This is a genomic window from Streptomyces sp. NPDC001530 (assembly GCF_042894545.1).
Lineage (GTDB): Bacteria > Actinomycetota > Actinomycetes > Streptomycetales > Streptomycetaceae > Streptomyces.
The window spans coordinates 1-26,435 of record NZ_JBIAVS010000011.1 but is presented as its reverse complement, the minus strand read 5'-3'; the positions used below and the strand labels follow the sequence as shown (position 1 = coordinate 26,435).

Below are 26,435 nucleotides of genomic sequence, written 5' to 3'. Positions count from 1 at the left end.
GGGGAGTGGTCAGAGCTTTCCGGCGCCCGCGCCGGACGTCACCGAGGCGACGACGGACGAGGCGGGCTCGGCGGTGTAGCTGTAGGGCGGGGTGGTGAACGTGCCCACCTGCGAGACCTCGGTGGCGGCCCCGCCGAGATCGTTGCCGCGCAGGTTGGCGTAACCGTCCACGTCGCTGTCGCGATTCGTGGTGACCGCGACCTTCGTCGAGCGGAACACGTTGTTCTCGACGAGCATCTGGGCGCCCATCCGGGAATGCACGGCCGTCTCGGCGCCGACGACGTAGTTGTCGTAGAAGTGCCCGGTGCCGAAACGCAGGCTGGGGATGCGCGAGTAGACGTTGCTGAAGTAGTTGTGGTGGTACGTCACCCGCAGGTGCCCGGTGTCCTCGCTCGCGTTGTTGTCGCTGTGGCCGACGAGCGAGCCCTTGAAGTGGTCCTTGAAGGTGTTCCAGGACACGCTCACGTAGTCCGAGCCGTGATTGATGTCGAGCAGACCGTCGTAGTAGTCCTTGTCGTGGTCGCGGTCCGCCGAGAAAGCGTTGTGGTCGATCCACACCTTCGTCGACGCCTGGACGGTGATGCCATCGGCGGGCGCGACGGGCTTGCTGATGTTCAGATTGCGCACGACGACGTTGGTCACCTTCTTCAGGCGCAGTCCGCCGCCGGTGAATCCGGACGCCGAACCGACGCCCAGGACCGTGGTGTTGGAGCCGATGTCGACCTGACCGCTCAGCGAGATCAGGCCGTTGACCTTGACCACCTTGACCGCGTCACCGGTGACGGCCGCCTTGAAGGCGTCGAGCGTGGTGACAGTGACGGCGGTCGCGCTGCCGCCGCCGGTGGTCCCGGCGCCGAAGCCGACCGGCGAGGTCTCGGCGGCTCCCGCGGACTGCGGCAGGACGAGAGCCGTGGTGACGGCCAGGGCGGTTGCCGCTGCCGCCGTCAGGGCGAGTCGGCGGGAGCGCGTTCGTGGGGCGTGTGGGGGGAGAGTACGCATGCGGGTGTGTCCCTTCGGAACGTCCGTGGGCCATGTATGCGAACGATGTACTGCTTGGTGAACATCGCGTGGCGTGCGGCAACACTCGTACGGGACTCGTGGGACCCTGTGGCGATTACTTGCCCAGGTGGTGCGGCTCGGAGATCCGGTGTCTCGTATACGAGATGTCACACGCGAGTCACGCTGCTGAACGGGAAACGTAAGGGGTAAGCGCTTTCTAGTCAACGCTTCGCGCAGAACACATCCGGCCAACTCCCGCACCACGCGGGCGCCCGCGCCACGATGGAACGCGGTGACACGCTGACAAACGCGTTAGATGACAGGGTTACGCGGTCGGCTTCGCCTTCCCCTGTGCGGCCCTCAGGTCGGCGAGCAGTTCGGCCTGCCCCGCCAGGACTCCGGAGAGGATGGTCCGCGCGATCCTGAGCAGCTCCGCGACGTGCGGGCTGGTCAGCGAGTAGTACACGGTCGAGCCCTCCTTGCGGGTCACGACCAGGTTCGCCCGGCGCAGCACGGCCAACTGCTGGGACAGGTGCGCCGGCTCGATCCCCACCTCGGGAAGCATCTCCGCCACCGCGTACTCCCGCTCGCTGAGCAGCTCGAGGACACGGATGCGGGCCGGGTGGCCGAGCGTCTTGAAGAACTCGGCCTTCAGTTGGTACAGCGGCGTGCTCATGCTGCCCCCTCCTCTCCGACGCACCGGCACGGCCGTATCGGCCGCTCCCCGGCGCATCGCACCCGCCCACTCGTGACACCCATGCGGACCATCCTCGCCTGCCCGACCGGCAGGACCCAACTCGCGTCCGCCGGCCGCACCCGCTGTCAGGCGGGCCAGCCGCTGGTGCGCCACTCCTGACGGTCCTCACCGTCATCGTGCCCGTGCTCGGCGTGATGAGCCGCGAGCCCGGCGGCCAGATCGAGGTGCACCGTGACGGGCGGACACGAGGCCTCCGGGACCAGGGAGCCGTCGGCGGGGATCGCGGCCAGTTCGAGGACGCGTCCGTGCTCCGCCAGCAGCCGGGCCGCCTCGCTGATGGCGAACTGTCCCTCGGTGGACCAGCCGCGCAGCTCGGTCAGATCGACGAGGACGGGTCCGGTGCCCCGGGCGAGCACCCAGCCGACGGCGCCGGTGAACCGGCGCGCGGCGTCACGGCCGAGGTATCCGGCGACGGAGAGGACGCCCAGATCCTGGTGTGCGGTGTAGCGCCACTCAATGGTCATGTCGTGAACTTCCTTGCGCGGGCCGCCCCTTCACAGGGGCAGCGTGATCCAGATGCTCTTGCCGTTGCCGTCGGCGTCGCCGCGTACCACCGCGCTGCCGCCGAGACCGAGCGTGAGTTCCATGACCGTCGCGAGGCCGCCGGCCCCGGCAGCGGTGGCCGCCGCGTCCAGCGTCGGCCGGTAGGGGTGACGGTCGTGGACGGCGAACGCCAGACAGTCCCGGCCCGCCGCGTAGACGACGGTGAGCTGCGGCGAGACCTCGGCGGCGTGCCGGACGCTGTTGGTGACCAGTTCGCCGAGGATCAGCAGGGCCGGGTCGACGGCGGGGTGACGGCGGCTGATCCCCCACTCCATCAGGGCTTCTTCGGCGGTCTCACGGGCCGTACGGACGGCAGACGGTATGGCGGGCAGCGTGAGGACGTGCCGGTAGGGCAGGGCTTCCAGCCGCGTACTCATCGGTGCTCCGAACCGTCGCCGAGGCGGAATCCCGCGAGGGACTGGGGATGGATGCGAAGGACGGAGTCGTGCGGGCCGTGGGCCCAACCGGACAGAGTGCGGCGGTAGTGCGCCGCCTCGTCGCGATCGGTGATCACTTCGGCGGGACCCGTGGCCGTGACGCTCCAACCGGTGCCGCTGCGCGGGTGGATCTCCTCCACGTGGTACGTCGCCGTCAGCGGGACCGCGGCCGCCTGAACCGGGGTGCGCACGACCAGGCGCCCGAACTCCCACACGTGCCGGGCCGGACGTACGACGGTCAAGTCCCGCTGCGTGTACACCAACCGCCCCAGCGCGGCACCCTCCAGCAGCCACAACGCCTCCGCTCCGGAGACCTCGACCATGCGCACAGTCGCGGGGGTGGTGCTCATCGGGCTCTTTCCTCGCTCGCGGCCGGGGTGTCCGGGTGGGCCTTCGGGGTGGGAACGACGGGCAGCAGACCGGCCAGCTCCAGGTGGTCGCGGGCGCCCTGGATCGCCTCGGGGGTGGTGGCGTACTCGCGGCCCTCCCGGCGCAGCAGGTCGAGGGCGCCGACGGAGTCGAGGACCTGGCGCTGGCCCGGGCGTATGCCGGAGGTCATCACGGCGATGCCGCGCCGCTGCAGCTTCTGCACCGCGTCCTTGAGGACCAGGGCCCCGGTGGCGTCCATGGTGCTCACCCGGGACATGCGCAGGATGACGACACGGACGTCGGCGACGTCGGTGAGCTCCAGCAGGAAGCGGTGCGCGGCGGCGAAGAACAGCGGGCCGTCGATGCGGTAGGCCACGATGTGCTCGGCCAGCAGCTCGTGTTCCTCGGCGCTGTGGTCGCCTCGGCGGAGCGGCACCTGGTCGAGGCTGGCCTGCTTGGCGACCGCGCGCAGGGCCAGGGCACCCGCCACGACCAGGCCGATGATCACGGCGTAGACGAGGTCGAGGGCGAGCGTGGCGACGGCGGTGAGGACGAGGATCAGCGCGTCGGAGCGGGTGGCCCTCGCCATGGCCCGGAGCGAGCCGACCTCCACCATCCGGATCGCCGTGGCCAGCAGGACGCCCGCGAGGGCTGCGAGCGGGATCCTGGAGACCAGCGGGGCGGCGGCGAAGACGATCACCGCGAGGATCGCGGCGTGCGTGAGGGCGGCGAGCCGGGAGCCCGCGCCCGTACGGACGTTGACCGCGGTGCGCGCGATCGCCCCCGTCGCGGGCACTCCGCCGAACAGCGGTGCGGCGATGTTGGCCAAGCCTTGTCCGAACAACTCCCTGTCAGGATCGTGCTTCTGACCGACCGTCATCCCGTCCGCGACGGAGGCCGAGAGCAGGGACTCCAGGGCGGCGAGGGCGGCGACCGCCACGGCGGGGGCGAGCAGCGAGCCGAGCACGCTCATGTCGAGGAAGCCGAACGAGGGAGCGGGCAGTCCGGACGGCAGTGCGCCGATCGGTACGGCCGAGTCGAGCCCGGCGACCTGGGCGACGATCGTGGCGGCGACGACCGCGATGATGGAGAAGGGAAGGGCGGGCCGCCGGCGGGCGCCGACCAGCATGACGACGGCCACGGCGGCCGCGAGGCCCACGGCCGTCCAGTTCGGATGCCGGGCGAACTCCTCGACGGCGCGCCAGGTGACCACCAGCACACGGTCGCCCTCGGGCTTCGCCACGCCCAGCGCGTTCGGCACCTGCTGCAGCCCGATCACGCAGGCGATGCCGAGCGTGAAGCCCTCGACGACCGGGGCAGGCACGTACTGCATGTACGTGCCGGCCCTGAGCGCCGCCAAGGCGACCAGCATCAGGCCCGCCATCAGCCCGACGGTCAGCACACCCGACGTCCCGTGTTCGGCCACGATCGGCACCAGCACCACGGTCATCGCACCGGTCGGCCCGGACACCTGCAGGTTCGATCCGCCGAAGACTGCGGCGAGCGCGCCGGCCACGACCGCGGTCGCCAGGCCCGCCTCCGCGCCGAGACCGGAGGAGACCCCGAACCCCAGGGCGAGGGGCAGCGCGACGATGGCCACGGTGAGCCCGGCGAGCAGATCCCGTCGCGGGGCGCGCCCCATCTCCGCCAGGTCGGCGCGGGCAGGCAGCAGTGCGGTGATCCGGGTCCAGGCCCGGTCGAACGCCTGGGTCATCGCGCGGTGACCTCGGCTTCTCGCAGCTCGGCCAGCAGCTCATTGCGGCCGGAGAGCATCTCGGTCAGGATCCGCCGGGCCGCCCGCATGAGGTCGGCGACGTCGCCGCCGGCCAGTTCGTAGACCACCGTGGAGCCATCGCGCTGTGAGGTGACGATGCCGGAGCGGCGCAGCACGGCCAGTTGTTGCGACAGGCCGGACGGCTCGACTTCGATCGCGGCCAGCAGTTCCCGTACCGGCATGGGCCTGTCCTGCAGGAGCTCCAGGACCCGTATGCGTACGGGATGCCCCAGCATCCGGAAGAACTCGGCCTTGGCCTGGTACAGCGGAACCGACACGACCCCTCTCCTTCCCTCGGACTATCTGCGCATGTGGTCGACACAGCATCTAATCAATTGCGAAATTTAGCAATTCTTGTTCGAGGGCCTGGCCCTGAAGGCCGCCTTCCTCGGGAAGGCATGCCATCGGGCCCGACCCACGGATGGGGTCGGGCCCGATCGCGGTGGGTCAGCCGAGACCGAGGCTGGAGAGGGCGGTCGTCCAGTCGGTCATGATGGCGTCCTGGGCGTCGGTGAGGGTGACGGTGCCGGCGCAGACGGCCTTCTTGAGCTTGTTCTCGACCGTGTCCTTGTTGGCGGCGGTCGTGTCGCCGTACTCCGGCTCGGGCCAGAGGTTGAGCTCACTCTTGGGGGAGCCGCCGAGTTCGAGGGGGACGAAGTGGTCCTCCTCGTAGTCGGAGGTCGAGGTGTCGGTGTAGCCGTACTCGACGATCTGCTTCTTCTTCAGAGCGGTGGTGTACGAGCTGGAGGGCCGGACGGTCGCGGTCCAGCCGGAGACACAGATCGTGGAGTCGATGGTGCCCTGGGTGACGTCCGGGTTGAGGTCGCCCGGCTGGCAGCTGGGGTCGGGCAGGGGCAGGTAGTCCTGGCTGCAGGTGGCGGCGTGCGCGGTGCCGGCGGTGACGGTGAGCCCGGCGGCGGCGAGGGCCAGCGCGGACAGACTGGTGACGAGGGGACGGGATATGCGGGACATCGTGGGGGTCTCCCGATGTGGTGCCCGGCAGGATTCCGGGCGGTCGTGCGCATGACAGCATCGGGCCTTTCTATGCGGGTAGAGCCTTTGACTCGACCGGGAGACGCTTGGTCGAAGATTTGTCCATGCCCTGACTCCCGTATGTGAAGTCATGGCCTGGGCTTGGTTGTTGAGGCCTTCGCCGGACTCGGCCCGCGTTCCGTTTGTGAGCGCCGGGGCGTTTGCCGGATGCGGGGATCAGTGGGGCGTTAGCGTGCACCTGCCACTGTTCATGCGTGTGCACCACGTGCACCAGGGGGGAAATTTCTCATGGGGAAAATGCGTGCGCCCAGAGTGCTGGGCCGCCTGGCCTTCGCGTTACTCGCGGGGGCCGTTCTCGTGCTGGCCGGGCCGGGCGCCGCCCAGGCCACGACCAGCGTCGAGATCCCGGCGCCCACCGAGGGAGGCATCTCGGCGACCGTGAAGTTCTACGGCGCTGTGGTGCCACAGCCCTACAATCCCGACCCGAACGCCGCCTTCGGCGACCGTAAGTGCCAGCTCATCTACCACGACTTCGACCCGACACCCGGCTGCGGCGGCTTCAAGCTGGGCGTCACCCTGCACAACGTGCGCAACCAGCCCGGCTATCTGGCCGGACTCAGCAGTACCGGGGGCTACTTCAGGGCGTACGCGGACACCGCGCGCACCTTCGGCTGCCTGCGGTCCGACGGCACCTTCGACCACAGCACGAGCTTCATCGTACGCACCGAGCAGACTCCGCTCTCGGGGGTGTACTACGAGCCGGACAGCAACTGGCTCCTCGGCCAGTTCTCACGCTATCCCGACCGGGACTTCGGCCCGCCCTTCTTCCTCAACTTCCCTGCCGCACAGGTGAATTGCCCCGACGGCATGACCCCGACCCAGTACGGCCTCAAGGTCACCAACGTCAACATCAGCATCGATGACGCGAACGTCTTCGGTACGACAACCTGGAGCACTCCGGGGCCGTTCTACGCCTAGGAGCGGTGCGCGGCACGTCAGGGGGTCGGCGTGATGCGGATCCCCACCGTGCCGCGCTCGCCCCGGCGCAGACGGCTGCCGAAGAGCGTGAGGCGGCCGATCAGGCCGTACTTACGGGCGATGAGCTGCCGGTAGTCGGCGGTCCCCGCCGGGTCGAGGATCTCGGCCGTGGCGGGGATCTGGTCGCCGGTCGGCCTGCCCCGCGCGTCGCAGGGGCCGACCAGGACGTCGGCACGGTTGCGGATCCGCTTCACCTTCCAGCTGTCCGCGGGGGTCCAGGCGCCGAGCGCCGCGCCGTCCCGCACCACCCACACCGGCGTCGCGACGCCCGTACCGTTCTTGCGATAGCTGGTGATCAGCAGGTACTTGCCCGAACCGAGCGTGTCCAGCGAGGCCTCGTCCATGGCGGAAGTCTAAGCGGCCCGGTCCGGGAACCCCAGGGCGCCCGAGCGGCCCGGTTCAGGACAACTGGCCGTCGTAGTCAGGCAGCTTGTAGGTGCGCTCGGCGTGGCCCCCGACGAGGTCGGAGGTGTTGTTGCCGACGTTGGCGATGATCGTGTAGCCCAGGGACTCGATCTCGGCCCGCTTGCTGGTCTTGTAGGCGCTGACCTCGTCGAAGAGGTCCGGCAGATCACGCACGTAGAGGCCGGAGACCGGGTAGCCGACGCTCTTCAGGTTCCACTTCGTCTCACTGGCGATGATGCCGGGGCGTGCGGTGACGAAGAAGATGGCGACGCCGCGGGAGTGGGCGTAGCGGGCGAGCTCCAGGGAGGCCTTGACCGCCGGGGTGGGGAGCTCGTACCAGGGGTGGAAGTCCGTCTCCAGCGTGGTGTTGTCGATGTCGAAGACGAGGGCGAGCTTCTGCCCGTCGGCGTGCGCGGTGCGCTCCTCGACGTACGGCATCGCCTGGTCGATGACGGCCTGGACGTCACGCTGCCAGGTGGCGTAGTCGACGTCGGCCGCCGCCGTTGTGCTCGCCGCCGCCTGGACCGGGGCCGCGGCGGCGGTACCGGCCGCGGTGACCGTCCCGCCGATCCCCAGCGCCACGACCGCCGAGACCGCGCCTATCCTGCGCCCCACACCGCGTCCTGTCATGCCCGTCCCCTTCTCACGTCGAAGCGGCGAGGGTGCCTCGACACTCGCCGCGCCAGACATGATCACGCCTAAGCGTGTACGGAAGGGGAAGGAAAAGTTACTGCCCGGTAGAGAATCTCGCGGCGGTGCTCGCCGCCCCTGTCGTGGGGTGGCAGGCGCGCGGGTCCCGTGTGAGCCTGGGCTCGCGGTCGGCGGGGCCGCGGTGTCGGCTCAAGGATCGAGTCAAGGAAAGAGGCTGCTCGGATGGACGCACCGAACATCGTCATCGTCGGCGCCGGTTTCGCCGGGGTCGAGGCCGCGCGGGGGCTCGAGCGGGCGCTCGCTCCCACCGACGCCCGGATCACTCTGGTCAGCCCGACCGACTACCAGCTCTATCTGCCACTGCTGCCGCATGTAGCCGCCGGCGTCATCACCCCGCAGTCCGTCGCGCCCTCGCTGCGCCGGATCCTGCGCCGCACCACGCAGGTGCCCGGTTCGGTGGTCGGCGTGGACCCGGGGGCCAAGGTGTGCGTCGTCCGCAAGATCACCGGGGAACTCGTCGACCTGTCGTACGACTATGTGCTCCTCACCCCGGGGAGCGTGACCCGCACCTTCGACATCCCCGGCCTGCTGGACGAGGCGCGCGGTATGAAGACGCTCGCCCAGGCCGTGTATCTGCGTGACCATGTGATAGCCCAGCTCGATCTGGCGGCGGCCACGTCGGACGAGGACGAGCGGGCGGCGCGGCTGCAGTTCGTGGTGGTCGGCGGCGGTTACGCGGGCACCGAGACCGCGGCGTGTCTGCAGCGCCTGACCACCGCGGCGGCGAAGCGCTACCACCCGCGGATCGACCCCGGCCTCATCAAGTGGCATCTGATCGACGTCGCCCCCAAGCTGCTGCCGGAGCTCGGCGACAAGCTGGGGGCGAGCGCGCTGCGCATGCTGAGCGAACGCGGGGTGCGGATCTCCCTGAAGACCTCCGTCGCCTCCGTCACCGAGGACAAGGTCACTCTCACCGACGGCCGGGTACTGCCCTCGCGGACGCTGGTGTGGACGGCCGGTGTCGCGGCGAGCCCGCTCGTCGACTCGCTGGGCGCGGAGACCGCGCGCGGCCGGATCGTCACCGAACCCGACTTCAAAGTGCCGGGCCTGGACGGGGTGTTCGCGCTGGGCGACGCGGCGGCCGTGCCCGACCTGGCCAAGGACGACGGCTCGTACTGCCCGCCGACCGCCCAGCACGCCGCCCGGCAGGGCCGGCACGCGGCGAAGAACCTGGTGGCGCTGCTGCGCGGGCAGCCCACGACGCCGTACAGGCACAAGGACCTCGGTCTCGTCGTGGACCTCGGCGGCTTCGACGCGGTGTCCAAGCCGCTCGGCATCGGCCTCAAGGGCCTGCCCGCGCAGGTCGTGGCCCGCGGCTACCACCTGTACGCGCTGCGCACGGGCGCGGCCCGGTTCCGTACCAGCGCCAACTGGTTCCTCAACGCGGTCGCGGGCGACGACTTCGTCCGCACGGGCTTCCTCGCCGGCCGGAAGGGAACGCTGCGGGACTTCGAGCACACCGACGTCTATCTGACTCCCGAGGAGGTGGCCGCCCGCACGCGCGGTTAACGCCCGGCGGTGCTCCGCAGCAGGGCGAGGTAGCGGCGGCCGAAGAGGTAGGCGTCTCCGGGCCAGCGGGCCGAGAGGTAGTGGCCGTCCTGCACGACGAACGCGTGCGTGTCGTCGGTGGCGGTGCCGCGCCGGGTGAGCGTGCGAGGCCCTCGTTCGAACTGCGTGCCGGGGTCGGCGAGGGCCGCCCTGACTTCGTCCTCGACGTAGGCGGGGTAGGTGCGGTAGTAGCGGCCGAGGCGCCAGGCGGTGGTGAAGTAGGCCGTGCGTTCCATGTACTTGGGCAGGCAGGTCGTACGCCGGTCGGCCAGGACGCTGCGGCCCGTCTCGGTGTCCCGGGCGCGCGCGAGGACGAGGACGCCGTGGCAGATCGCGCCCACGGGCCGCTCAAGGGCCCAGAAGCGGGCGATCCGCTGCTGCAACGCGGATGAGCCGAGGTATTGGCGCATGCCGGGCGCGTGTCCGCCCGGCAGGAGCAGCCCGTCGAACTCCTCGACCTCCATGTCAGCCCAGGAGACGGTGGCGCGGAACTCCGGCGCCTCGGTGAGCTCCTGGTAGAACCGCCGGGGTTCCGGCTCGGCACCGAGCTGTCCGAAGAGCACACCCGTCAGCAGCTTCGGATCCGCGGCGGGCCGGGTGCCCGCCCGCTCCGTCGCGAAGACGACCTCGTGCCCCGCCTCCGTCAACATCCGCCAGGGCACGGCCACTTCGGTGACATCGAAGTCGCGGTCGGGGACCGGAATCAGCACGCGCATGCGCCCATCATGGCAGGGCGGTCATCCAAGGAGCCCGGCGGTGAACGCGCGGGCGTGGGCGCACGTATGAGGGGAGGGCTCTCGACCGGAGCCCTCGGCGGCGGTGACGCCGTGCCGTTCGGCTTCGGGAGCCCATGGATGAGGCACGCACGACGACGGATCGTCCGACGGGGGGCGCGGCTCGCGGCCGTCGGCGGACTGCTCTGCGGAGGGCTGATGGTGACGCACGCGATGGCGAGCGAACCGTCCGACACGTCGCGTGCCACGGGAAGCTCCGCGCAGGACGCCGCCGCAACGGGGGCCGAGCTGGTGTCGCGCCTGGGCACCTCGCGTACCGCCGGCAGTTGGATCGCCGACGACGGGCGTCCCGTCGTCGCGGTGACCGACTCGGCCACGGCGGCCGAGGTGAAGGAGGCGGGCGCCCGCCCGAAGGTCGTCCGCCACAGCATGCGGGACCTCAAGTCCGCGACCGAGAGCCTGAGTTCGGCACCCCGGGTGGCGGGCACGGCCTGGGCCGTGGACTACACGAAGAACGAGGTGGTGGTGCGGGCCGACAGCACGGTCTCCGCCTCCGACTGGTCGCGTATGACGAAGCTGGCCGACGGCATCGGTGACTCCGTGCGCATGCAGCGCACCCAGGGCACGTTCACCACGCGGCTGAACGGCGCGCAGCCGATCTTCTCGACCGGTGGGCGCTGTTCGGCGGGATTCAATGTGACCAACGGGCAGAGCGAGTTCATCCTCACGGCCGGGCACTGCGGGCCCGCCGGGTCCGTCTGGTTCGCCGACAACTCGGGATCACAGCAGGTGGGCCGGACGATCACCACGGCGTTCCCGGGAAGCGACTTCTCGCTCGTGCAGTACGACAACGGGAAGCAGACCACGGTGGGTGCCAATGTCGTGGCGATCGGCGGCGGCAACGGCGTACGGATCACGGGCGCCGGCGATGCGACGGTGGGCCAGCGGGTCTTCCGCAGCGGCAGCACCAGCGGGCTGCACGACGGCAAGGTGACCGCGCTCAACGCGACGGTCAACTACCCGGAGGGCACGGTCACCGGGCTCATCGAGACCACCGTGTGCGCCGAACCGGGTGACAGCGGCGGCCCGTTGTTCTCCGAGGGCATCGCGCTCGGGGTGACCTCGGGCGGCAACGGGGACTGCACCACGGGCGGTACGACGTTCTTCCAGCCGGTCACCAAGGCGCTGACGGCGCTGGGTGTGCAGCTCGCGGGACAGCCCCAGGCCTCCGCCGGTGGAGCGGCCCAGGCCTCTCCCGCGCCTTCGGCGGCGGCCTCGCAGGGTGCGGCGGTCGCGCCGGGCTCCGCCGCGCCGGGCGCGGTCGAGCCGGTGGGGACCACGGGCAATGCCGAGACGCTCGTCTCCCGGCTCACGAACCCGAGGAACATCGGCCCGGGCCTGCTGGTCATCGCGGGAAGTCTCATCGCGCTGGTGGCGACGCGGTACATCCGTACGGAGCAGGACCGCAAGGCCTACCGTCGGCAGTATTCGCAGAGTTGGGGCTAGGGATTCGGTTCTCGGAGAGTGGGGTCTCGGCCGCTCACGCAGGTGGGGCCGAGACCCTGATGCGGGGCTGGGACCGGCTGGTCACGCCGCCTGAGTGGGCGACTGCGGGGAGGCCGCGGCCCATTCCAGGACGAGCCGCTGGTACTCCCGCCGCTCCTCCATGCTCAGCGTCCCGCCCGCCCGGAACCAGAGGGCCCGGATCTCCTCGTTGACCTCGGCGGCTGAGCGCTCAGAGTCGGCTTCAGGAGTGGTGGACATGGTGTGAAGCATACGGGCCTTGACGTGAAGACGATGTGAGTAAAGGTACAGCGGACGACATTACGGACCGTGAAGCTCATCACGCGCGCGGATCACCCGTCCACGGACCCCAGCACCAGGACCTGGATCGCCAACACCGCGGCCCCGCGCGCCCAGTCATGGAAGTCGGACACCTTCGTCTCCAGGTTTACCGGGTCCGCCATCGGGTGGCGGTGTCCCTCGCATATCCGGGAGTCGCGTTTCCGGCTTTTCGGCACGGACGCCAGCATGGAGCAGCTCGCGACGGTGAGCTTCTGGCAGGACAAGAAGGGAGTGAAGGACATCACGGAGCTGCTGGAGCCCAAGCCGACGCTCGCTCCTGACGATCCGTCACTTCAACACATCGCGCCCGCACTTCGGGCCGCGTTCACCTCGGGTTCGGCGCCGGTGCACGACCGGTCGCGGCTCCCCCGGGAGTTCGACCACCTCCACAACGGGCACGAGGGCAGCCACCACTTCCTGGTGGACGACTTCGTGACCGCGGTCAACACCCGGACGCTTCCGACGGTCAACGCGTGGGTCGCGGCCCGCTACACCCTGCCGGGCATCGTCGCGCACGAGTCGGCGCGGCAGGGCGGGGTCAGGCTGGAGATCCCGGACTTCGGGGACGCGCCCGAGGCGTGACCGTCGGTCGTCGGTGAGCCGGGCCCCGTCAGGTGCCCGGCTTGCGGCCGTACACGAAGACGTCGTCGCCGGTCTTCAGCAGCGACCAGTACTTCTGGGCGGTGGCCGTGGTCATGTTGACGCAGCCGTGCGAGCCGGGCGGGTTCCACATGCTGACGCCGACCGAGTGGAAGGCCTGGCCGCCGTCGAAGAACTGGCTGTAGGGCATCGGCACGTTGTAGATGGTCGAGACGTGGTCGATGTCCCGCCAGTAGATCTTCTTCAGTCCGGTGCGGGTCTCGTATCCGTCCCGGCCGGTGCGGACCGGCACCGGACCGTAGACGAGCCGGCTGCCGTCCTGGATCCAGCTGAGCTGGAGCGTCAGGTTGACGCAGGCGATACGGCCCTTGTTGACCGGGCACGTGCCGTCCCTGTTGGGGTTGCTGCCGACGGCCTTCTGCTTGTTCATGAGGTCCATCACGCCCCAGGTGACGGGTCCCGCGTACCCGATGTTCGGGGTGATGCCGTGCTTGGTCTGGAAGGCCTGGATCGCCGTGCAGTCGGCGGCGGACTGCCGGCCGTCGACCGGCCGGCCCAGGAACTTCTCCACCTGCTTCTGGTACGGGCCGGTCTGTGTCGTGCAGCTCGCGGCCTGCGCGGGCGTCGCGCCGAGCGCGAGGGTCAGCGGTGCGACCAGTCCGGTGATCCCGAGCGCGACGGCTCCTCGTCTGCGTATGTCCCCCATGGCGGGCCTTCCCTTTCGTGCTTCCTTGAGTTGCCTGCCTGCTAGACCCGTATCGGGGGGTATGCGTTGTAAGGCGGATCAGGCTGGAACGAAACAGTGACATGGGATGCCCGCCGGGAGTTATGACCGAGCCCACACTGAACGGCTGGAGAGCCGTGCCAGGTCCCCAGGCCGATGGTGACGGTGGTCGGCGCTGCGATTTGGCGCATTCACGCCAAGACCCGCCGGCCTCGCGGCTACCGCAGCAGTTCCACCGCGCGCGTGAGCACGTCCGGTGTCGCCGTGAACGGTAGCCGCAGGTGGTGCGCCAGGGTCGTTCGGTCGGCGGCGAACAGCGGACCGGGGGAGACCGCGAGCCCCCGTTCCGCGGCGCGTGCCGCCAGTTCCGTGGCCGTCGTGTCCTCGCCGAGGTGCAGCCAGAGGGAGAGTCCGCCGTCCGGCAAGGTGTACGTCCATGCCGTGTCCGTGAGGAGTCCGGCGAGGTGGTCACGCTGGGTGCGCAGCCGGGTGCGGCGGTCGGTGAGGATCTCGTCCAGGCCATCGCCTTCGCCGTCACCTTCGCCTCTGCTTTCGCGCAGCAGCTCGGCCGCGATCAGCTGCTCCAGCGGGGGTGGCGACAACTGCGCCTGCAGCGGATTGCGCACCAGCTCGCGTACGAGGTCCGCGCCCGCCCTGATCCAGCCGACCCGTAGCCCGCTCCACAGCACCTTGCTCGCCGAGCCGATCTGGATCACTCGCGCTCCGGAGAGATGCGGCTCCGGCCGGGGCGGCGTCCGCAGGTCCAGCTCGCGCATGGTCTCGTCGACGACGACGGTCAGCGAGTGCCGCTCGGCGAGGGCGGCGACCTCGGCCCGGACCGGGGCGGTCATGTGCGCTCCGGTGGGGTTGTGGAAGTCGGGGATCAGGTAGGCGAGTTGGGGGCCCTTGCCGCGCACGGTCTCGGCGAGACATTCCGTGTCCCAGCCGTACGCGGCCGTCACGGGCACGGGCAGCAGCCGGGCCCGGCGCCGGCGCAGGATGGCCAGCGCACCCGGATAGCTGGGGCTCTCCACCACGACCGGCGCCCTGCGGTCGGTGTGCAGCTGGTCCAGGAGGAGCGTCAGCGCGGCCTGCGCACCCGAGGTGACCAGGATTTGCTCGGGGCGGGTGGCCAGGCCCGCGCGGGTGTACCGCGCGGCGAGGAGTTCGCGCAGTCGGGGCAGTCCCGGTGTCGCCACCCCCGAGTCGACGAGCAGGGCGGCGCTGCGCTCGACGGCCCGGCCCAGCGCGGCGCGGTAGGCCTCGTGGGGTGCCGCCGTGACGGCGAGGGTCAGGTCGAGGTCCGCGTCGCGCGCGCCGCCCCGGTCGAGCGACCACGGTGTGGTGCGCTCGGTGAGGCGCGCGGGAAGGCGTACGACGCTGCCGCTGCCGTGCCGGGTGTGCAGCCAGCCGTCGTCCCGCAGCAGGGTGAGGGCCGTGACGACGGTGCCGCGGCTGAGGTCGAGGGTGCGGGCGAGTTCGCGCTCGGACGGCAGCCGGGTGCCTGCGGGGAGACGGCCGTCGATCATCGCCTCGCGTACGGCCGCGGACAGCGACCGCGCGAGCGGGCCCTCTTTCGTGCGCCAGGTGCCGAGCGCGGCGGCGAATCCCCTCTGCGCTGGTCCGGTGTCGCTGGAGAATCCCCTCTGCATTGGTCCAGTTTCCCTCAACTGGACCAGGATTTCCGCCCGCCGTCTGCCTACGCTGCCGCCATGCACCCCACGCTCGCCGACGACCTCCACCGGCTCCCCGGCCTCCTGCAGTCCGCCCGCGACTTCGCCGCGCGGGAGGTGAGCGGTCTCGACGAGCGGCCCGTCGCCCACCTCGACAAGGCGCCCGCCCCGGAGCCCCTTCCGGCCGAGGGAGCGGGCGCGGAGGGTGCGCTGGCCCGGTTCGCCGAGCGCTGGGCGCCGGGTTTCTCCGGGTCGGCCGGCCCGCGCTACCTCGGCTTCGTCACCGGCGGTGTGACGCCCGCCTCGCTCACCGGGGACTGGCTGACCAGCGCGTACGACCAGAACGTGTCCGGTAGTGGTGGCTCGTCCGCGTCCGCCCTGGAGCGCGAGACGCTGGGCTGGCTGCGTGAGCTGTTCGGACTGAGCGAGACGCACAGCGGTGCGTTCGTGAGCGGGGCGACCGTCTCCACCACGGTGGGCCTGGCGATCGCGCGGGAGTGGCTCGGCGAGCGCCGAGGCGTATCGGTGTCGCGGGAGGGGGTCGGCGCGCTCGGTCCGGTCGACGTGCTCTCGGGCAGCCCGCACTCCAGTGTCGCCAAGGCACTGTCCGTGCTCGGCATCGGGCGGGACCGGCTGCGTCCGGTGCCCGTGCTGTCCGGGAACCGCGAGGCCGTCGACGTCGAGCGGCTCGCCGCCGCCCTCGATGCGCTCGACGGGCGCCCGGCCGTGGTCGTGGCGAACGCCGGGACCGTGAACACCGTCGACTTCGACGATCTGCGGGCCGTCGCCGCGCTCAAGGAACGGTACGACTTCTGGCTGCACGTGGACGCCGCGTTCGGCGGCTTCGCCGCGCTGTCACCGTCGTACGCGTCGTTGGTCGAGGGCCTCGACGCGGCCGACTCCGTCTGTGTCGACCTGCACAAGTGGCTGAACGTCCCCTACGACGCGGCGGTCCAGTTCACCCGCCGCCAGGACCTGCAGGTGCGGGTCTTCCACAACGCGTCGCCGTATCTCGGCCTGCCCACCGGTGAGCCGGACTTCCTGCACCTCACTCCCGAGAACTCGCGTCGGCTGCGCGCGCTCCCGGCCTGGTTCTCGCTGATGGCGTACGGGCGTGAGGGGCATCGCGAGATCGTCGAGCGGAACGTGGCGCTCGCCCGGCGGCTGGGCGAGTGGATCTCGCAGGAGGTTCCTCAGCTGCGGCTCCTGGCGCCCGTCCGGCTCAACGTCGTCTGCTTCACCCTCGCCGACGAGCCCAGCGAGGAGCGCGTCCACGCGCTGGCCCAGGCGGTCGCCGCCTCGGGGGAGGCCTTCTTGACGCCGACGTTCTACGCCGGGACGCACGCGCTGCGGGCGGCGTTCAGCAACTGGCGTACGTCGGAGGCGGACACGGACCGCGTGTGCGACGCCCTCAGGCGCCACTGTGGCGCTTGACCGCCTGCTGGAAACCGGTGTTGACCGCCAGCAGTCCCCCGTCCACGCACAGGGTCGTCCCGGTGATCCAGGCCGCGTCCCGGGAGGCGAGGAAGGCGACGGCGGCCGCGATGTCCTCCGGTTCGCCGACCCGCCCGAGCGGATAGACCTCCGAGGCCAGGGCGAGGTCGTCCTCGCGGCCTTCCCACGCCGCGGTGCGGACCGTGCCCGGTGCCACCATGTTGACGCGCACGCCCCGCGCGGCGGCGTGCCCGGCCAGGGTGCGGGTCAGCGACATGAGACCCGCCTTGGCCGCGCTGTAGGCGTGGTTGCCGAAGTCCTGGATGCCGTTGACGGAGCCGATGCTCACGATGGCGCCACGGCCGGAGGCCACGAGGTGCGGGAGTGCCGCGCGGGCGCAGCGGTACGCGCCAGTCAACGTGATGTCGAGGTCGCGGGCCCACACCTCGTCCGGCTCGTCCTCGAAGAGCGGCTCGTCGGGGGTGCACCAACACGCGTTGTTGACCAGGACGTCGAGCGAGCCGAAGGCGTCCACGGCGTACGCGACCGCCGCCTCGACCTGCGCCCGCTCCCCCACGTCGCACCCGAACGCCTCGGCCCGCCCGCCGAGTTCCCGCAGCGAAGCGGCGGTCTTCTCCGCCTCGGCCACGTCCACGTCGGTGACGAGCACATGGGCGCCTTCCTCGGCCAGCCGTCGGGCGGTCGCCGCGCCGATGCCGCGGGCCGCGCCCGTGATCAGAACCCCGTATCCCTCGAAGCGCCTCATCGCAGTCATGGCAGGGAAGGTACTGCCAAGATCGTCGCCGCGACAGATACCGTGCGCCCATGTCCGCGTTCATACAACAACTCCCGGCGCTGATCGGCGTGGTCATCGGCGCCCTCGGCTCGTATCTGGCGATCGTGCGGGGCGATCAGGCCCGGTTCCGCCGGGAGCAGGTGGCCCGTTGGGAGGAGCGGCGACTGGCGGTGTACGCCGACTACGCACGGGCCCTGAAGAAGTCCGTCACGCTGACCTACCGGGTCGCGTCCCACCTCGGCAACGACCCTCACCCGCACCCGTTGTCGCCCGAGGACGCGGCCCCCCTCCTCGCCGAGGCCACCTTCGCCAGGGATCCTTCCGGCGAGGCGCTGGTGCTCCTGGGCAGCCCGCAGGTGGTGGAGAAGGCCCGCGCATGGGTCGTCCTGGTCATGGAGATGGAACAGTTCCTGAGAGAGCGAACGCACGATCCGGAGGCGTGGCAGGCCCTGCTCGAACGGCAACGCGCCGGGCGTGAGGGGTATTACAGGGCGGTCCGGGAGGACCTGGCCCTCCCGCCCGGGCATTCCGCGCGATGGCCGCTGCCGTTGCCTCACCTGCACACGTGATCGGGCCCGTCCGCTCAGCGATACCCCGTCGTGTCCGCCGGCTTGCCCGCGTCCTGGACCTCGACGAGGTAGCGCCAGGCGTCCGGTCGGCTGCCGTCGCGGTCGGTGAAGCCGTACACCTGGGCTAGTTGCCCGCTGGAGAGCGACTCCCCGTTCCAGCGTGCGACGTCCGGGTCGCCGGCCAGGGCGGCGACGGCACGGCCCACGTAGTACGGCGTCTCGGAGATGCCGAAGTGCGGGGAGCGCTCCAGTGCGTCGCGCCAGTTCTCCTCGGTGACGCCGTAGTTGTCGAGCATCATCTCGGAGCGCAGCCATCCGGGTGTGAGGGCCACGGCGGTGGCTCCGTGTGGGCCGAGTTCCTGTCCGAGGGCGAACGCCATCCGCAGGACGGACGACTTGGCGAGGTCGTAGAAGAACGAGACGCGGTAGGTGTTCCGGTTGTAGTCGGCGGTACCGTCGGTCATCTCGACGACCAGGCCGCCGGGATGGCGCAGCAACAGGGGAAGCGCGTGGTGGTTGGTGATCGCGTGCGTCTCGACGGCGAGGCGCAGCAGCCTGAGGCCGTTGTCGAGGTCGTGCTCCCAGACCGGGGTGTCCCACTCGAAGAGTCTTTCGCCGCCCCAGATGTCGTTGACCAGGACGTCGAGGCGGCCCTGTTCGTCCGCGACGCGTGCGACCAGGGCCTCGACCTCCGACGGGACGAGGTGGTCGGTGGGGACCGCGATGCCCCGGCCACCCGCCTCCGTGACCAGGTCCGCGGTGTCCTCGACGGTTTCCGGGCGGTCGTACTCCGAACGCCGCTCGCGGGTGCTGCGCCCGGTCACGTAGACGGTGGCGCCGGCCGCGCCGAGCTCCACGGCGATCCCGCGGCCCGCTCCCCGGGTCGCTCCGGCGACCAGTGCGACCTTGCCTTCCAGCGGCCCTGACATGTCCGACCTCCGTGCTCGTGGAACCGACGGTGCCTTCCCGTCGGTGTTGCTCCGAGCGTCTCCCGGAAGCCGGACATCTTCTGTCAGGTTTCTCCGAGGCGATCCGTCGTGTCCCGGTGTGCGTGAGCGTCAGCGCCCGCACGCGTAAGCGTCAGCGCCCGAGCGCTTCGGCGTCAGTGCCCTCGCGCTTCGGCGTCAGCGGCCGCGCGCGATCCATTCCTCCAGGTGCGGCGCCTCGGCCCCGATCGTGGTCGTCTCGCCGTGCCCCGTACGCACGACCGTGTCGGCCGGCAGGCGCAGTAGCCGGTCGCGAATCGACTCGATGATCGTCGGGAAGTGCGAGTAGGAACGGCCGGTGGCTCCCGGGCCGCCGTGGAAGAGCGTGTCCCCGGTGAAGACGGTGCCGAGACCGGGGTCGTACAGGCAGACCGCGCCCGGTGCGTGCCCCGGCGTGTGCATGACCGTCAGGTCGGCTCCGGCCGCCTCGATCACCTGGCCGTCCTGCAGCCAGGAGTCGGGGAGGCGGTCGGGGTGGGTCAGCTTCCACAGCGGCAGGTCGTCGGGGTGCAGCCAGATCCTGGCGCCGGTGCGCTCGGCGAGGGCGGGAGCGGCGTCGATGTGATCGTTGTGAGCGTGTGTGCACACGATCGCCAGGAGCCGCCGGTCCCCCACCGCCTCGGCGATCGCGTCGGCGTCGTGGGCGGCGTCGATCACGACGGCCTCGTGGTCGTCGCCGACGATCCAGACGTTGTTCTCGACCTCCCAGGTGCCGCCGTCGAGCGAGAACGTGCCCGAGGTGACGAGGTGTTCGATGCGCGCGGTCATCACAGCACCACCACCGAGCGCAGCACATCGCCGTGGTGCATCCGCTCGAAGGCCGGCTCCACCTCGTCCAGGGCGATCGTCTCGCTCACGAACGCGCCCAGATCGAGGCGTCCCTGGAGATGCAGGTCGATCAGCATCGGGAAGTCGCGGGAGGGCAGGCAGTCGCCGTACCAGGACGACTTGAGGGCGCCGCCGCGTCCGAAGACGTCGATCAGCGGCAGTTCGAGCTTCATGTCCGGGGTGGGGACGCCGACGAGCACGACCGTGCCCGCCAAGTCACGGGCGTAGAAGGCCTGCTGATACGTCTCCGGGCGGCCCACCGCCTCGATGACGACGTCCGCGCCGAAGCCGCCGGTCAGTTCGCGGATGGCCTCGACGGGGTCGGTCTCACGGGAGTTGACAGTGTGCGTCGCGCCGATCTTCTCGGCGGTGGTGAGCTTGCGGTCGTCGATGTCCACGGCGATGATCTTCGCCGCGCCCGCGAGCCGGGACCCGGCGATCGCCGCGTCGCCGACGCCACCGCAGCCGATGACGGCGACCGTGTCACCCCGGCCGACGTTGCCGGTGTTGATGGCGGCGCCGATCCCGGCCATCACTCCGCAGCCGAGCAGCCCGGCCACGGCAGGAGACACAGCGGGGTCGACCTTGGTGCACTGCCCGGCGGCGACCAGCGTCTTCTCGGCGAAGGCACCGATGCCGAGGGCCGGGGACAGCTCCGTGCCATCCGTGAGGGTCATCTTCTGCCGCGCGTTGTGCGTGTTGAAGCAGTACCAGGGACGCCCGCGCAGACACGCCCGGCACTGTCCGCACACCGCACGCCAGTTGAGGATGACGAAGTCGCCGGGTGCGACGTCCGTGACACCGTCGCCGACCGACTCCACGATCCCGGCCGCCTCGTGGCCGAGCAGGAACGGGAAGTCGTCGTTGATGCCGCCCTGCTTGTAGTGCAGGTCGGTGTGGCAGACCCCGCACGCCTGGATCTTCACCACGGCCTCGCCCGGCCCCGGATCCGGCACGACGATGGTCTCGACGCGCACCGGCTCGTTCTTGCCCGGTGCGATCACACCCCGTACTTCCTGCGCCATGTCAGTAAGCCCTTCCATAGATCGACGTTCCGTCAACCGACCCTACGGTGTGACCGACCGGTAGAAGACCAGGTGACGCTCGGCGCCTCGCCCCGGTGCGCGCGGCGACGAGGGGCGGCAGCTCCTCCTCCGGCACGGCACCGAGGGCGACCGGCTCGACGCCGAGTTCGGCGGCCCGCGCCTCCCGGCGAGCGCGGTAGTCGCATCGGCGAGGCGCGACCTCCCCGAACCGCCTTGCCGAACCGGCAACAAGATTCGCGGGGGTCAGGTGGCAGTCGCAGGATCACCGTAGAAACCGCCGCACTCGCGGCGCTGGTGCGCTCGACGCACGGCAGATCGGCAGATCGGCAGCCTCGGAGGATTCATGTCGCAGCCCGCCCACGTCACGGACGTCGCCCATCGCCTGGTCCCCACTCCCAGCGGCAGGATCCACCTGGTGGAGCAGGGTGCCGGGCCGCTGGTCCTGCTGGTGCACGGCTTCCCGGAGTCCTGGTACTCGTGGCGTCATCAACTGCCGGTGCTGGCAGCGGCCGGATACCGTGCCGCCGCCATCGACGTTCGCGGCTACGGGCGTTCCTCGAAGCCCAGCGGTGCGGCCGCGTACCGGATGCTCGACTTGGTCGAGGACAACGCCGCCGTGGTGCATGCGCTCGGCGAGCGAACCGCAGTGATCGTCGGGCACGACTGGGGCTCGACCATCGCCGCGAACTCCGCACTGGTCAGGCCCGATGTCTTCCGCGCGGTCGGGATGCTGAGCGTTCCCTACTCCCCGCGCGGCGGGCCGCGGCCCAGCGAGGTCTTCGCGCGGATGGGCGGGGAGGAGGAGTTCTACGTCTCCTACTTCCAGGAGCCGGGCCGGGCCGAGGCCGAGATCGAGCCGGACGTACGCGGCTGGCTCGCCGGTTTCTACGCCGCACTCTCCGCCGACACCATGCCCGCACCCGGCGCCCCCGACCCGCACTTCGTGAGCCGCGGCGGCATGCTGCGTGACCGGTTCCCCGCAGGCCGGCTGCCCGCCTGGCTCAGCGAGTACGACCTCGACGTCTACGCCGGGGAGTTCGAGCGAACCGGTCTGAGCGGTGCGCTGAGCCGCTACCGCAGCATGGACCGGGACTGGGAGGACCTCGCCGACTTCGACGGTGCCCCGATCACCCAACCGTCGCTGTTCCTCGGCGGTGCCCTGGACGCCTCCACCACCTGGCTGGCCGACGCGATCGACGCCTACCCCACCACCCTGCCCGGCCTGCGCTCCCTGCACCTTCTCGACGGCTGCGGCCACTGGGCTCAGCAGGAGCGCCCCGAGGAGGTCAACCGGCATCTGACCGAATGGCTCGCCTCCCTGCCGGTCTGAGCGGTGCGGGGAACCGGCTCATCGTTGCTGATCGCCGCAGTGCCAGGTGATCGTCCCGGCCCGGCGCCCGCGGTCGCGTTCCGGCCAGGTATGGTCGCGGGGTGAATACCTACTGGCACGTCGTTCTGCCGCCGCTCTGCGCCTGACCGGGCGCGGACACTGACGGTTTGATCCCCGGCCCCGGCCGCCCCGCTGGGCGGTCAGAGGGTTATGTCGTGCGCCCGTTTCGGATCGAGTCCCAGACGCATTCGACGACGGAAGATCACGACTGTGCCGAACCGCACTTCCCCCTTGGCTCCCGCGCGCCCGGCCGCCGCCGGCCCGCGCCCCTCCCGTACCGGTTTCCTCCGCGGTCCCGCGCCCATCCTCACCTCGGCCGTGCTGTGGGGTACGACCGGGACCGCCAGTTCCCTGGCCCCGGCCGGTGCGCCGGCGGCGGCCGTCGGCTGCGCCGGTCTCACCCTCGGCGGCATCCTGCTGTTCCTCACCTCCCGCGGCGCCCGCTCGTTGCCCGGCGCCTGCACGCGCCCCGAGCGGTGGCTGCTCGTCCTCGGAGCCCTGGCGGTGGCCGGGTATCCGGTCAGCTTCTACCCGGCAGTGGCCCGGACCGGCGTGGCGGTGGCCACCGTGATCGCGTTGGGCAGCGCGCCGGTCTTCGCCGGACTGCTGTCCTGGATCACCGGACGGGCCCGGCCGACCGCACGCTGGATGGGCGCCACCGCGGCCGCCGTGCTGGGCTGCACCCTTCTGGTGCTGGGCCCCGGGCTCACCGGACAGGCCACGCCGATGGACCTGACGGGCGTCGTGCTCGCCGCGTGCGCCGGGCTGTCGTACGCCGCCTACTCGCTGATCGCCGGGAGGCTCATCACACGCGGACACCCTTCCGATGCGGTGATGGGCGTGCTGTTCGGGGCGGCCGGGCTGCTCGTCCTGCCGCTCGTGCTGTGCGTCGACATGCACTGGCTCGCCACCGCCCGCGGCGCGGCGGTGGCCGTGTACCTCGCCCTGTTCACCGTCTACCTCGCCTACCGGCTCTTCGGGCACGGACTGCGCCGCACCCCCGCATCGGTGGCCACGTCGCTGACCCTCGCCGAGCCCGCCGTCGCGGCGGTCCTGGGTGTCACGGTCCTCGATGAGCGCCTTCCGGCCGCCTCCTGGTGCGGGCTGGCCGTCCTCGGTCTGGGCCTGGTCCTCCTGGCCGTCCCCGTCGGAGTCGGCCGCCGGGGCCGTTAGCCACCAGGCACTGTTCCGGTCCGGTCCCAGGGCCCTTCTGGGACCGGACCGGGACGCCGGCGTACTCGACCCTTCCTCGGTCGCGTCCGAAGCGCCCTCCGATCCGCCTCAGAGCGCTCACGACCGCACGGTTCGTGAAGGTCTGCGGGGGCACAGGTGCACGCCCGCTCGTCCGCCCGACGGCGCCCTCGACTGACCGACCGTGCGCGGACGTTGCCCCCTTCTCGGTCCGCGCCCCCGTCGACGTAGCCTGAGTGCTCCGCACCGACTCCCGCAAGGAGCGCCGTGAGCATCACCGACGCCGAGACCGACGTGCCCGCGTGGCGCCTGCTGCTCGGGTACGTACGACCGCATCGATGGGCGCTGTTGGCGGGCGCGCTGCTGGCGCTCGCGACGGGGGCCACCGGTCTGGTGCTGCCGCTGGTGGCGCGGGGTCTCATCGACGACCTGTCGCACGACCGGCCCATCGGGCGGGCGTTGCTCGGCATGGCGGCGCTGGTGGTCACCAACGCGGCGGTGGGGGCGCTGGGTTCGTACGTACTGCGGCGCACCGCCGAGTCGGTGGTGCTCGGGGCGCGGCGCGCCCTGTCGTCGTATCTGCTGCGGCTGCGCATACCGGCCGTGGACCGCAGCGAGCCGGGCGACCTGATGGCCCGGATCACCTCCGACACGACGCTGCTGCGCGAGGTCACGACCGACTCCCTCGTCGGCCTCGGCACCGGCGGCCTCACCCTCGTCGCGACGGTGGTGATGATGGGCCTGGTCGATGTGGTGCTGCTCGGCGTCACCCTGGGGGTAATCCTGTGCGCGGGAACGGTGCTCGGGGTGATCGTGCCGCGCATCAACCGGGCGAGCAAGCAGGCACAGGACGCCGTCGGTGTGATGGGCGCCTCGCTGGAGCGGATCCTCGGCGCGCTGCGCACGGTCAAGGCGTCCGGCGCCGAGCACCGCGAGGAGCAGACCATCCATGCGGCGGCGGAGGAGTCGTGGCGGCAGAGCGTACGGGCTGCCAAGTGGTCGGCGGCCGCGGGCAATACGGCCGGTCTGGCGATGCAGATCGCCTTCATCACGGTGCTCGCGGTGGGCGGCGCCCGGGTCGCGACCGGCGCGATCGACGTGGGCACGCTGGTCGCCTTCCTCCTCTACGTGTTCTATCTGATGTCGCCGATCCAGCAGGTGGTCGGCGCGATCACGCAGTACCAGACCGGTGCCGCCGCGCTCGCCCGGATCCAGGAGGCGCTGCGACTGCCCGCCGAACCGGCCGCCCTGCCCGCGCCGTTGCCGACCCCGGGCGCCGAGCCCGCCGCGCTCGCCTTCGACGACGTGCGCTTCCGGTACGCCGACGATCTGCCGTACGTCCACCACGGTGTGACCTTCGCCGTCCCGGCCCGCGGCATGACGGCTTTCGTCGGTCCTTCCGGCGCGGGCAAGACCACCGTCTTCTCGCTCATCGAGCGGTTCTACGACCCCGAGGCGGGCGTCATCACACTCGACGGCCGTGAGCTGGAGTACTGGGATCTGCCGCAACTCCGTTCCGCCATCGGCTATGTGGAGCAGGACGCCCCCGTGCTGTCGGGCTCCCTGCGCGACAATCTGCTGCTCGGCAATCCGGAGGCCGACGACACCGACCTCGCGCGCGTGCTGAAGACGACCCGTCTCGACGGCCTCGTCGCCCGGCTGCCGCGCGGCCTGGACACGCTGGTCGGCCATCGCGGCACCAAGCTGTCCGGCGGCGAGCGCCAGCGCGTGGCCATCGCCCGCGCCCTGCTGCGCCGCCCCCGGCTGCTGCTCCTCGACGAGGCCACCTCGCAGCTCGACGCCGTCAACGAAGCCGCGCTGCGCGACACCGTCGCCGATGTCTCCCGGACGACCACGGTCCTGGTCGTCGCGCACCGGCTGTCCACCGTCACGATGGCGGACCGCATCGTCGTCATGGACGCGGGCCGCGTCCGCGCCGTGGGCACCCACCGCGAACTGGTGGCCGCGGACCCGCTCTACGCCGAACTGGCCGCCACGCAGTTCCTCGCGACCGCCGGGTGAGCGCCTACAGGTGCCGGTGGAAGAAGTCGACCACGGTGTCCCAGCTCGGGTCGCACGGCCGCGCCCCGGTCCGCTCGCCCTCGCGCGAGGAGACCGTGAGTGCCTCCCGCTTCACGCGCGGGTCGGTCAGGAAGTCGTTCCACGGGCCGTGGTCGGCATGCGGCAGGGTGATCAGCTCGACGTCCGCGCCCGCCTTCGCGAGCGCCTGGTAGAAGAGTTCACCCTGGCGGTACGGGACGATCCGGTCGCCTTTTCCGTGCAGGATCAGGAAGGGCGGGGCGTCTTGGTCGGCGTACGTCAACGGGCTTGCCCGGCGGGCGAGTTCGGGCCGCTCCTGGAGGGGGCCGCCGAGGAGGCGGGACTCCGCGGACTCGGGGTCGTCATGGCCGTACGGGCTGCCGGGGGTGGGGGTCCCCCCGGTCGAACGAAGTTGAGACTGGGGGAGGGTGAACTCCTGGAGTGTGCCGGGGAGCATCTGCTCGTCCATGCTCAGCAGGTCGGTCGGCGGGTAGACGGCCACGGCGGCGCGGATGCCGTCGACGGTGAGCGCGGCCATGGCCGCTGCCCAGCCGCCCGAGGACTCGCCGAGTGCTCCGATGCGGTCGGGGTCGAGGCCGTACGACGGGGCGTTCGTCCTCAGGTGGCGGATCGCCTCCTCGATGTCCCGCAGCTGTCCGGGGAAACGGGTCTGCGCACTGGAGCGGATGGCAAGGCCGGCGACCGCGAAGCCGCGCGGGTTCAGCTGCCGGGCGACCACGTCGGCGTCGTCCCGCCCGGTGTCGGCCAGCCAGCCCGAGCCGCGGCTCCAGATCACCAGCGGCCAGGGCCCCTCACCGTCCGGGAGGTACACGTCGATCAGCCGGCCGTCGAGACCTTCGCCGTACGCGATGTCCTTGAGTTCCTTGGCCATGGAACAGTTCTCCTTCTAAGCTTGATGTTTAACCTCGCACGTCATCCGACCTGCTGAAGCCTCCCGTTTCCGGGCATGCGTGACGCGGCCGTCCTCCACGCTTCGAGATGTCG

The 26,435-nt window shown here is 71.0% G+C and carries 27 protein-coding genes and 2 pseudogenes; 9 read left to right on the top strand and 20 right to left on the bottom strand.

All coding sequences use genetic code 11. From position 1 onward, the window contains the following. Positions 1–9 precede the first annotated feature (9 nt). The 8 genes from ACFY0T_RS23000 to ACFY0T_RS22965 all read right to left on the bottom strand — a co-directional run bounded on the left by ACFY0T_RS23000 (position 10) and on the right by ACFY0T_RS22965 (position 5,851). On the bottom strand, positions 10–999 hold the full coding sequence (locus ACFY0T_RS23000) for a polysaccharide lyase family 1 protein (protein ID WP_388873545.1): 990 nt from the start codon (positions 997–999) through the stop codon (positions 10–12). A gap of 325 nt (positions 1,000–1,324) precedes the next feature. Further along, positions 1,325–1,675 carry an ArsR/SmtB family transcription factor gene (locus ACFY0T_RS22995; protein ID WP_388873542.1) on the bottom strand — a complete coding sequence of 117 codons (351 nt, stop codon included), beginning with the start codon at positions 1,673–1,675 and terminating at the stop codon, positions 1,325–1,327. Between the two features lie 146 nt (positions 1,676–1,821). After that, positions 1,822–2,220, bottom strand: a complete 399-nt coding sequence (locus ACFY0T_RS22990) for an anti-sigma factor antagonist (protein WP_388873540.1) — start codon at positions 2,218–2,220, stop codon at positions 1,822–1,824. Positions 2,221–2,250: 30 nt separating this feature from the next. Beyond that, entirely contained in the window at positions 2,251–2,676 is a 426-nt protein-coding gene (locus tag ACFY0T_RS22985; protein ID WP_388873537.1) for an ATP-binding protein, read from the bottom strand. Beyond that, on the bottom strand, positions 2,673–3,086 hold the full coding sequence (locus ACFY0T_RS22980; RefSeq protein ID WP_388873534.1) for a pyridoxamine 5'-phosphate oxidase family protein: 414 nt from the start codon (positions 3,084–3,086) through the stop codon (positions 2,673–2,675). Before ACFY0T_RS22980 ends, ACFY0T_RS22985 begins: the two co-directional genes overlap by 4 nt. Further along, positions 3,083–4,819 carry a SulP family inorganic anion transporter gene (locus tag ACFY0T_RS22975; RefSeq protein ID WP_388873531.1) on the bottom strand — a complete coding sequence of 579 codons (1,737 nt, stop codon included), beginning with the start codon at positions 4,817–4,819 and terminating at the stop codon, positions 3,083–3,085. Before ACFY0T_RS22975 ends, ACFY0T_RS22980 begins: the two co-directional genes overlap by 4 nt. Continuing rightward, on the bottom strand, positions 4,816–5,157 hold the full coding sequence (locus ACFY0T_RS22970; protein WP_388873528.1) for an ArsR/SmtB family transcription factor: 342 nt from the start codon (positions 5,155–5,157) through the stop codon (positions 4,816–4,818). Before ACFY0T_RS22970 ends, ACFY0T_RS22975 begins: the two co-directional genes overlap by 4 nt. Positions 5,158–5,326: 169 nt before the next feature. Beyond that, complete coding sequence (locus ACFY0T_RS22965) at positions 5,327–5,851, bottom strand: hypothetical protein (protein WP_388873526.1); 525 nt, start codon at positions 5,849–5,851, stop codon at positions 5,327–5,329. 318 nt (positions 5,852–6,169) lie between these two features. Between ACFY0T_RS22965 and ACFY0T_RS22960 the strand changes: the two genes are divergently transcribed. Further along, a complete protein-coding gene (locus ACFY0T_RS22960) occupies positions 6,170–6,850 on the top strand; it encodes a hypothetical protein (protein ID WP_388873523.1) in 681 nt (226 codons plus the stop codon). A 17-nt stretch (positions 6,851–6,867) separates the two neighbouring features. On the opposite strand, the gene ACFY0T_RS22955 is transcribed toward ACFY0T_RS22960, so the two are convergent. Both ACFY0T_RS22955 and ACFY0T_RS22950 read right to left on the bottom strand, forming a co-directional pair. Further along, positions 6,868–7,254, bottom strand: a complete 387-nt coding sequence (locus tag ACFY0T_RS22955; protein WP_388873520.1) for a PPOX class F420-dependent oxidoreductase — start codon at positions 7,252–7,254, stop codon at positions 6,868–6,870. 55 nt (positions 7,255–7,309) lie between these two features. Next, complete coding sequence (locus ACFY0T_RS22950; RefSeq protein ID WP_388873517.1) at positions 7,310–7,945, bottom strand: HAD family acid phosphatase; 636 nt, start codon at positions 7,943–7,945, stop codon at positions 7,310–7,312. Positions 7,946–8,188: 243 nt separating this feature from the next. On the opposite strand from ACFY0T_RS22950, the gene ACFY0T_RS22945 reads away from it, so the two are divergent. Beyond that, on the top strand, positions 8,189–9,535 hold the full coding sequence (locus ACFY0T_RS22945) for an NAD(P)/FAD-dependent oxidoreductase (protein WP_388873514.1): 1,347 nt from the start codon (positions 8,189–8,191) through the stop codon (positions 9,533–9,535). Here ACFY0T_RS22945 and ACFY0T_RS22940 read toward each other — a convergent pair. Further along, positions 9,532–10,290 carry a type 1 glutamine amidotransferase domain-containing protein gene (locus ACFY0T_RS22940; RefSeq protein ID WP_388873511.1) on the bottom strand — a complete coding sequence of 253 codons (759 nt, stop codon included), beginning with the start codon at positions 10,288–10,290 and terminating at the stop codon, positions 9,532–9,534. The two genes, ACFY0T_RS22945 and ACFY0T_RS22940, sit on opposite strands and share 4 nt — an antisense overlap. A gap of 138 nt (positions 10,291–10,428) precedes the next feature. Between ACFY0T_RS22940 and ACFY0T_RS22935 the strand changes: the two genes are divergently transcribed. Then, entirely contained in the window at positions 10,429–11,814 is a 1,386-nt protein-coding gene (locus ACFY0T_RS22935) for a S1 family peptidase (RefSeq protein ID WP_388873508.1), read from the top strand. 81 nt (positions 11,815–11,895) lie between these two features. On the opposite strand, the gene ACFY0T_RS22930 is transcribed toward ACFY0T_RS22935, so the two are convergent. After that, complete coding sequence (locus ACFY0T_RS22930; RefSeq protein ID WP_388873505.1) at positions 11,896–12,084, bottom strand: hypothetical protein; 189 nt, start codon at positions 12,082–12,084, stop codon at positions 11,896–11,898. Between the two features lie 80 nt (positions 12,085–12,164). Then, positions 12,165–12,287, bottom strand: a pseudogene (locus ACFY0T_RS22925) (MarR family transcriptional regulator); the annotation flags it as partial. Between the two features lies 1 nt (position 12,288). On the opposite strand from ACFY0T_RS22925, the pseudogene ACFY0T_RS22920 reads away from it, so the two are divergent. Beyond that, positions 12,289–12,735 (top strand): annotated as a pseudogene (locus ACFY0T_RS22920) (gfo/Idh/MocA family oxidoreductase); the annotation flags it as partial. A 28-nt stretch (positions 12,736–12,763) separates the two neighbouring features. On the opposite strand, the gene ACFY0T_RS22915 reads toward ACFY0T_RS22920, so the two are convergent. Next, positions 12,764–13,459 (bottom strand): L,D-transpeptidase family protein, encoded by a 696-nt coding sequence (locus tag ACFY0T_RS22915; RefSeq protein ID WP_388873503.1) that lies wholly within the window; start codon positions 13,457–13,459, stop codon positions 12,764–12,766. A gap of 236 nt (positions 13,460–13,695) precedes the next feature. Further along, positions 13,696–15,129: a PLP-dependent aminotransferase family protein gene (locus ACFY0T_RS22910; protein WP_388873500.1), complete on the bottom strand. Its 1,434-nt coding sequence runs from the start codon at positions 15,127–15,129 to the stop codon at positions 13,696–13,698. Between the two features lie 60 nt (positions 15,130–15,189). Here ACFY0T_RS22910 and ACFY0T_RS22905 point away from each other — a divergent pair, with 60 nt between their 5' ends. Beyond that, complete coding sequence (locus ACFY0T_RS22905; protein ID WP_388873497.1) at positions 15,190–16,584, top strand: pyridoxal phosphate-dependent decarboxylase family protein; 1,395 nt, start codon at positions 15,190–15,192, stop codon at positions 16,582–16,584. Here ACFY0T_RS22905 and ACFY0T_RS22900 read toward each other — a convergent pair. Continuing rightward, complete coding sequence (locus ACFY0T_RS22900) at positions 16,562–17,359, bottom strand: SDR family NAD(P)-dependent oxidoreductase (RefSeq protein ID WP_388873494.1); 798 nt, start codon at positions 17,357–17,359, stop codon at positions 16,562–16,564. The genes ACFY0T_RS22905 and ACFY0T_RS22900 overlap by 23 nt on opposite strands. A gap of 50 nt (positions 17,360–17,409) precedes the next feature. Between ACFY0T_RS22900 and ACFY0T_RS22895 the strand changes: the two genes are divergently transcribed. Next, positions 17,410–17,949 carry a hypothetical protein gene (locus tag ACFY0T_RS22895; protein ID WP_388873491.1) on the top strand — a complete coding sequence of 180 codons (540 nt, stop codon included), beginning with the start codon at positions 17,410–17,412 and terminating at the stop codon, positions 17,947–17,949. Between the two features lie 14 nt (positions 17,950–17,963). Here ACFY0T_RS22895 and ACFY0T_RS22890 read toward each other — a convergent pair whose 3' ends face one another. The 3 genes from ACFY0T_RS22890 to ACFY0T_RS22880 form a co-directional block, all read right to left on the bottom strand. Further along, entirely contained in the window at positions 17,964–18,878 is a 915-nt protein-coding gene (locus tag ACFY0T_RS22890; RefSeq protein ID WP_388873488.1) for an SDR family oxidoreductase, read from the bottom strand. 195 nt (positions 18,879–19,073) lie between these two features. Then, on the bottom strand, positions 19,074–19,703 hold the full coding sequence (locus ACFY0T_RS22885; RefSeq protein ID WP_388873485.1) for an MBL fold metallo-hydrolase: 630 nt from the start codon (positions 19,701–19,703) through the stop codon (positions 19,074–19,076). Then, positions 19,703–20,788, bottom strand: coding sequence for an S-(hydroxymethyl)mycothiol dehydrogenase (locus ACFY0T_RS22880; protein WP_388873482.1), 1,086 nt, complete (start codon positions 20,786–20,788; stop codon positions 19,703–19,705). Before ACFY0T_RS22880 ends, ACFY0T_RS22885 begins: the two co-directional genes overlap by 1 nt. 364 nt (positions 20,789–21,152) lie before the next feature. Here ACFY0T_RS22880 and ACFY0T_RS22875 point away from each other — a divergent pair, with 364 nt between their 5' ends. The 3 genes from ACFY0T_RS22875 to ACFY0T_RS22865 all read left to right on the top strand — a co-directional run bounded on the left by ACFY0T_RS22875 (position 21,153) and on the right by ACFY0T_RS22865 (position 25,412). After that, positions 21,153–22,139, top strand: a complete 987-nt coding sequence (locus ACFY0T_RS22875; protein WP_388873479.1) for an alpha/beta fold hydrolase — start codon at positions 21,153–21,155, stop codon at positions 22,137–22,139. Positions 22,140–22,409: 270 nt separating this feature from the next. Next, entirely contained in the window at positions 22,410–23,372 is a 963-nt protein-coding gene (locus ACFY0T_RS22870; RefSeq protein WP_388873476.1) for a DMT family transporter, read from the top strand. Positions 23,373–23,657: 285 nt separating this feature from the next. Next, positions 23,658–25,412 carry an ABC transporter ATP-binding protein gene (locus ACFY0T_RS22865; protein ID WP_388873473.1) on the top strand — a complete coding sequence of 585 codons (1,755 nt, stop codon included), beginning with the start codon at positions 23,658–23,660 and terminating at the stop codon, positions 25,410–25,412. Positions 25,413–25,416: 4 nt separating this feature from the next. Here the strand turns inward: ACFY0T_RS22865 and ACFY0T_RS22860 are convergent, their stop codons facing one another. After that, positions 25,417–26,322: an alpha/beta fold hydrolase gene (locus ACFY0T_RS22860; protein ID WP_388873470.1), complete on the bottom strand. Its 906-nt coding sequence runs from the start codon at positions 26,320–26,322 to the stop codon at positions 25,417–25,419. Positions 26,323–26,435 lie beyond the last annotated feature (113 nt).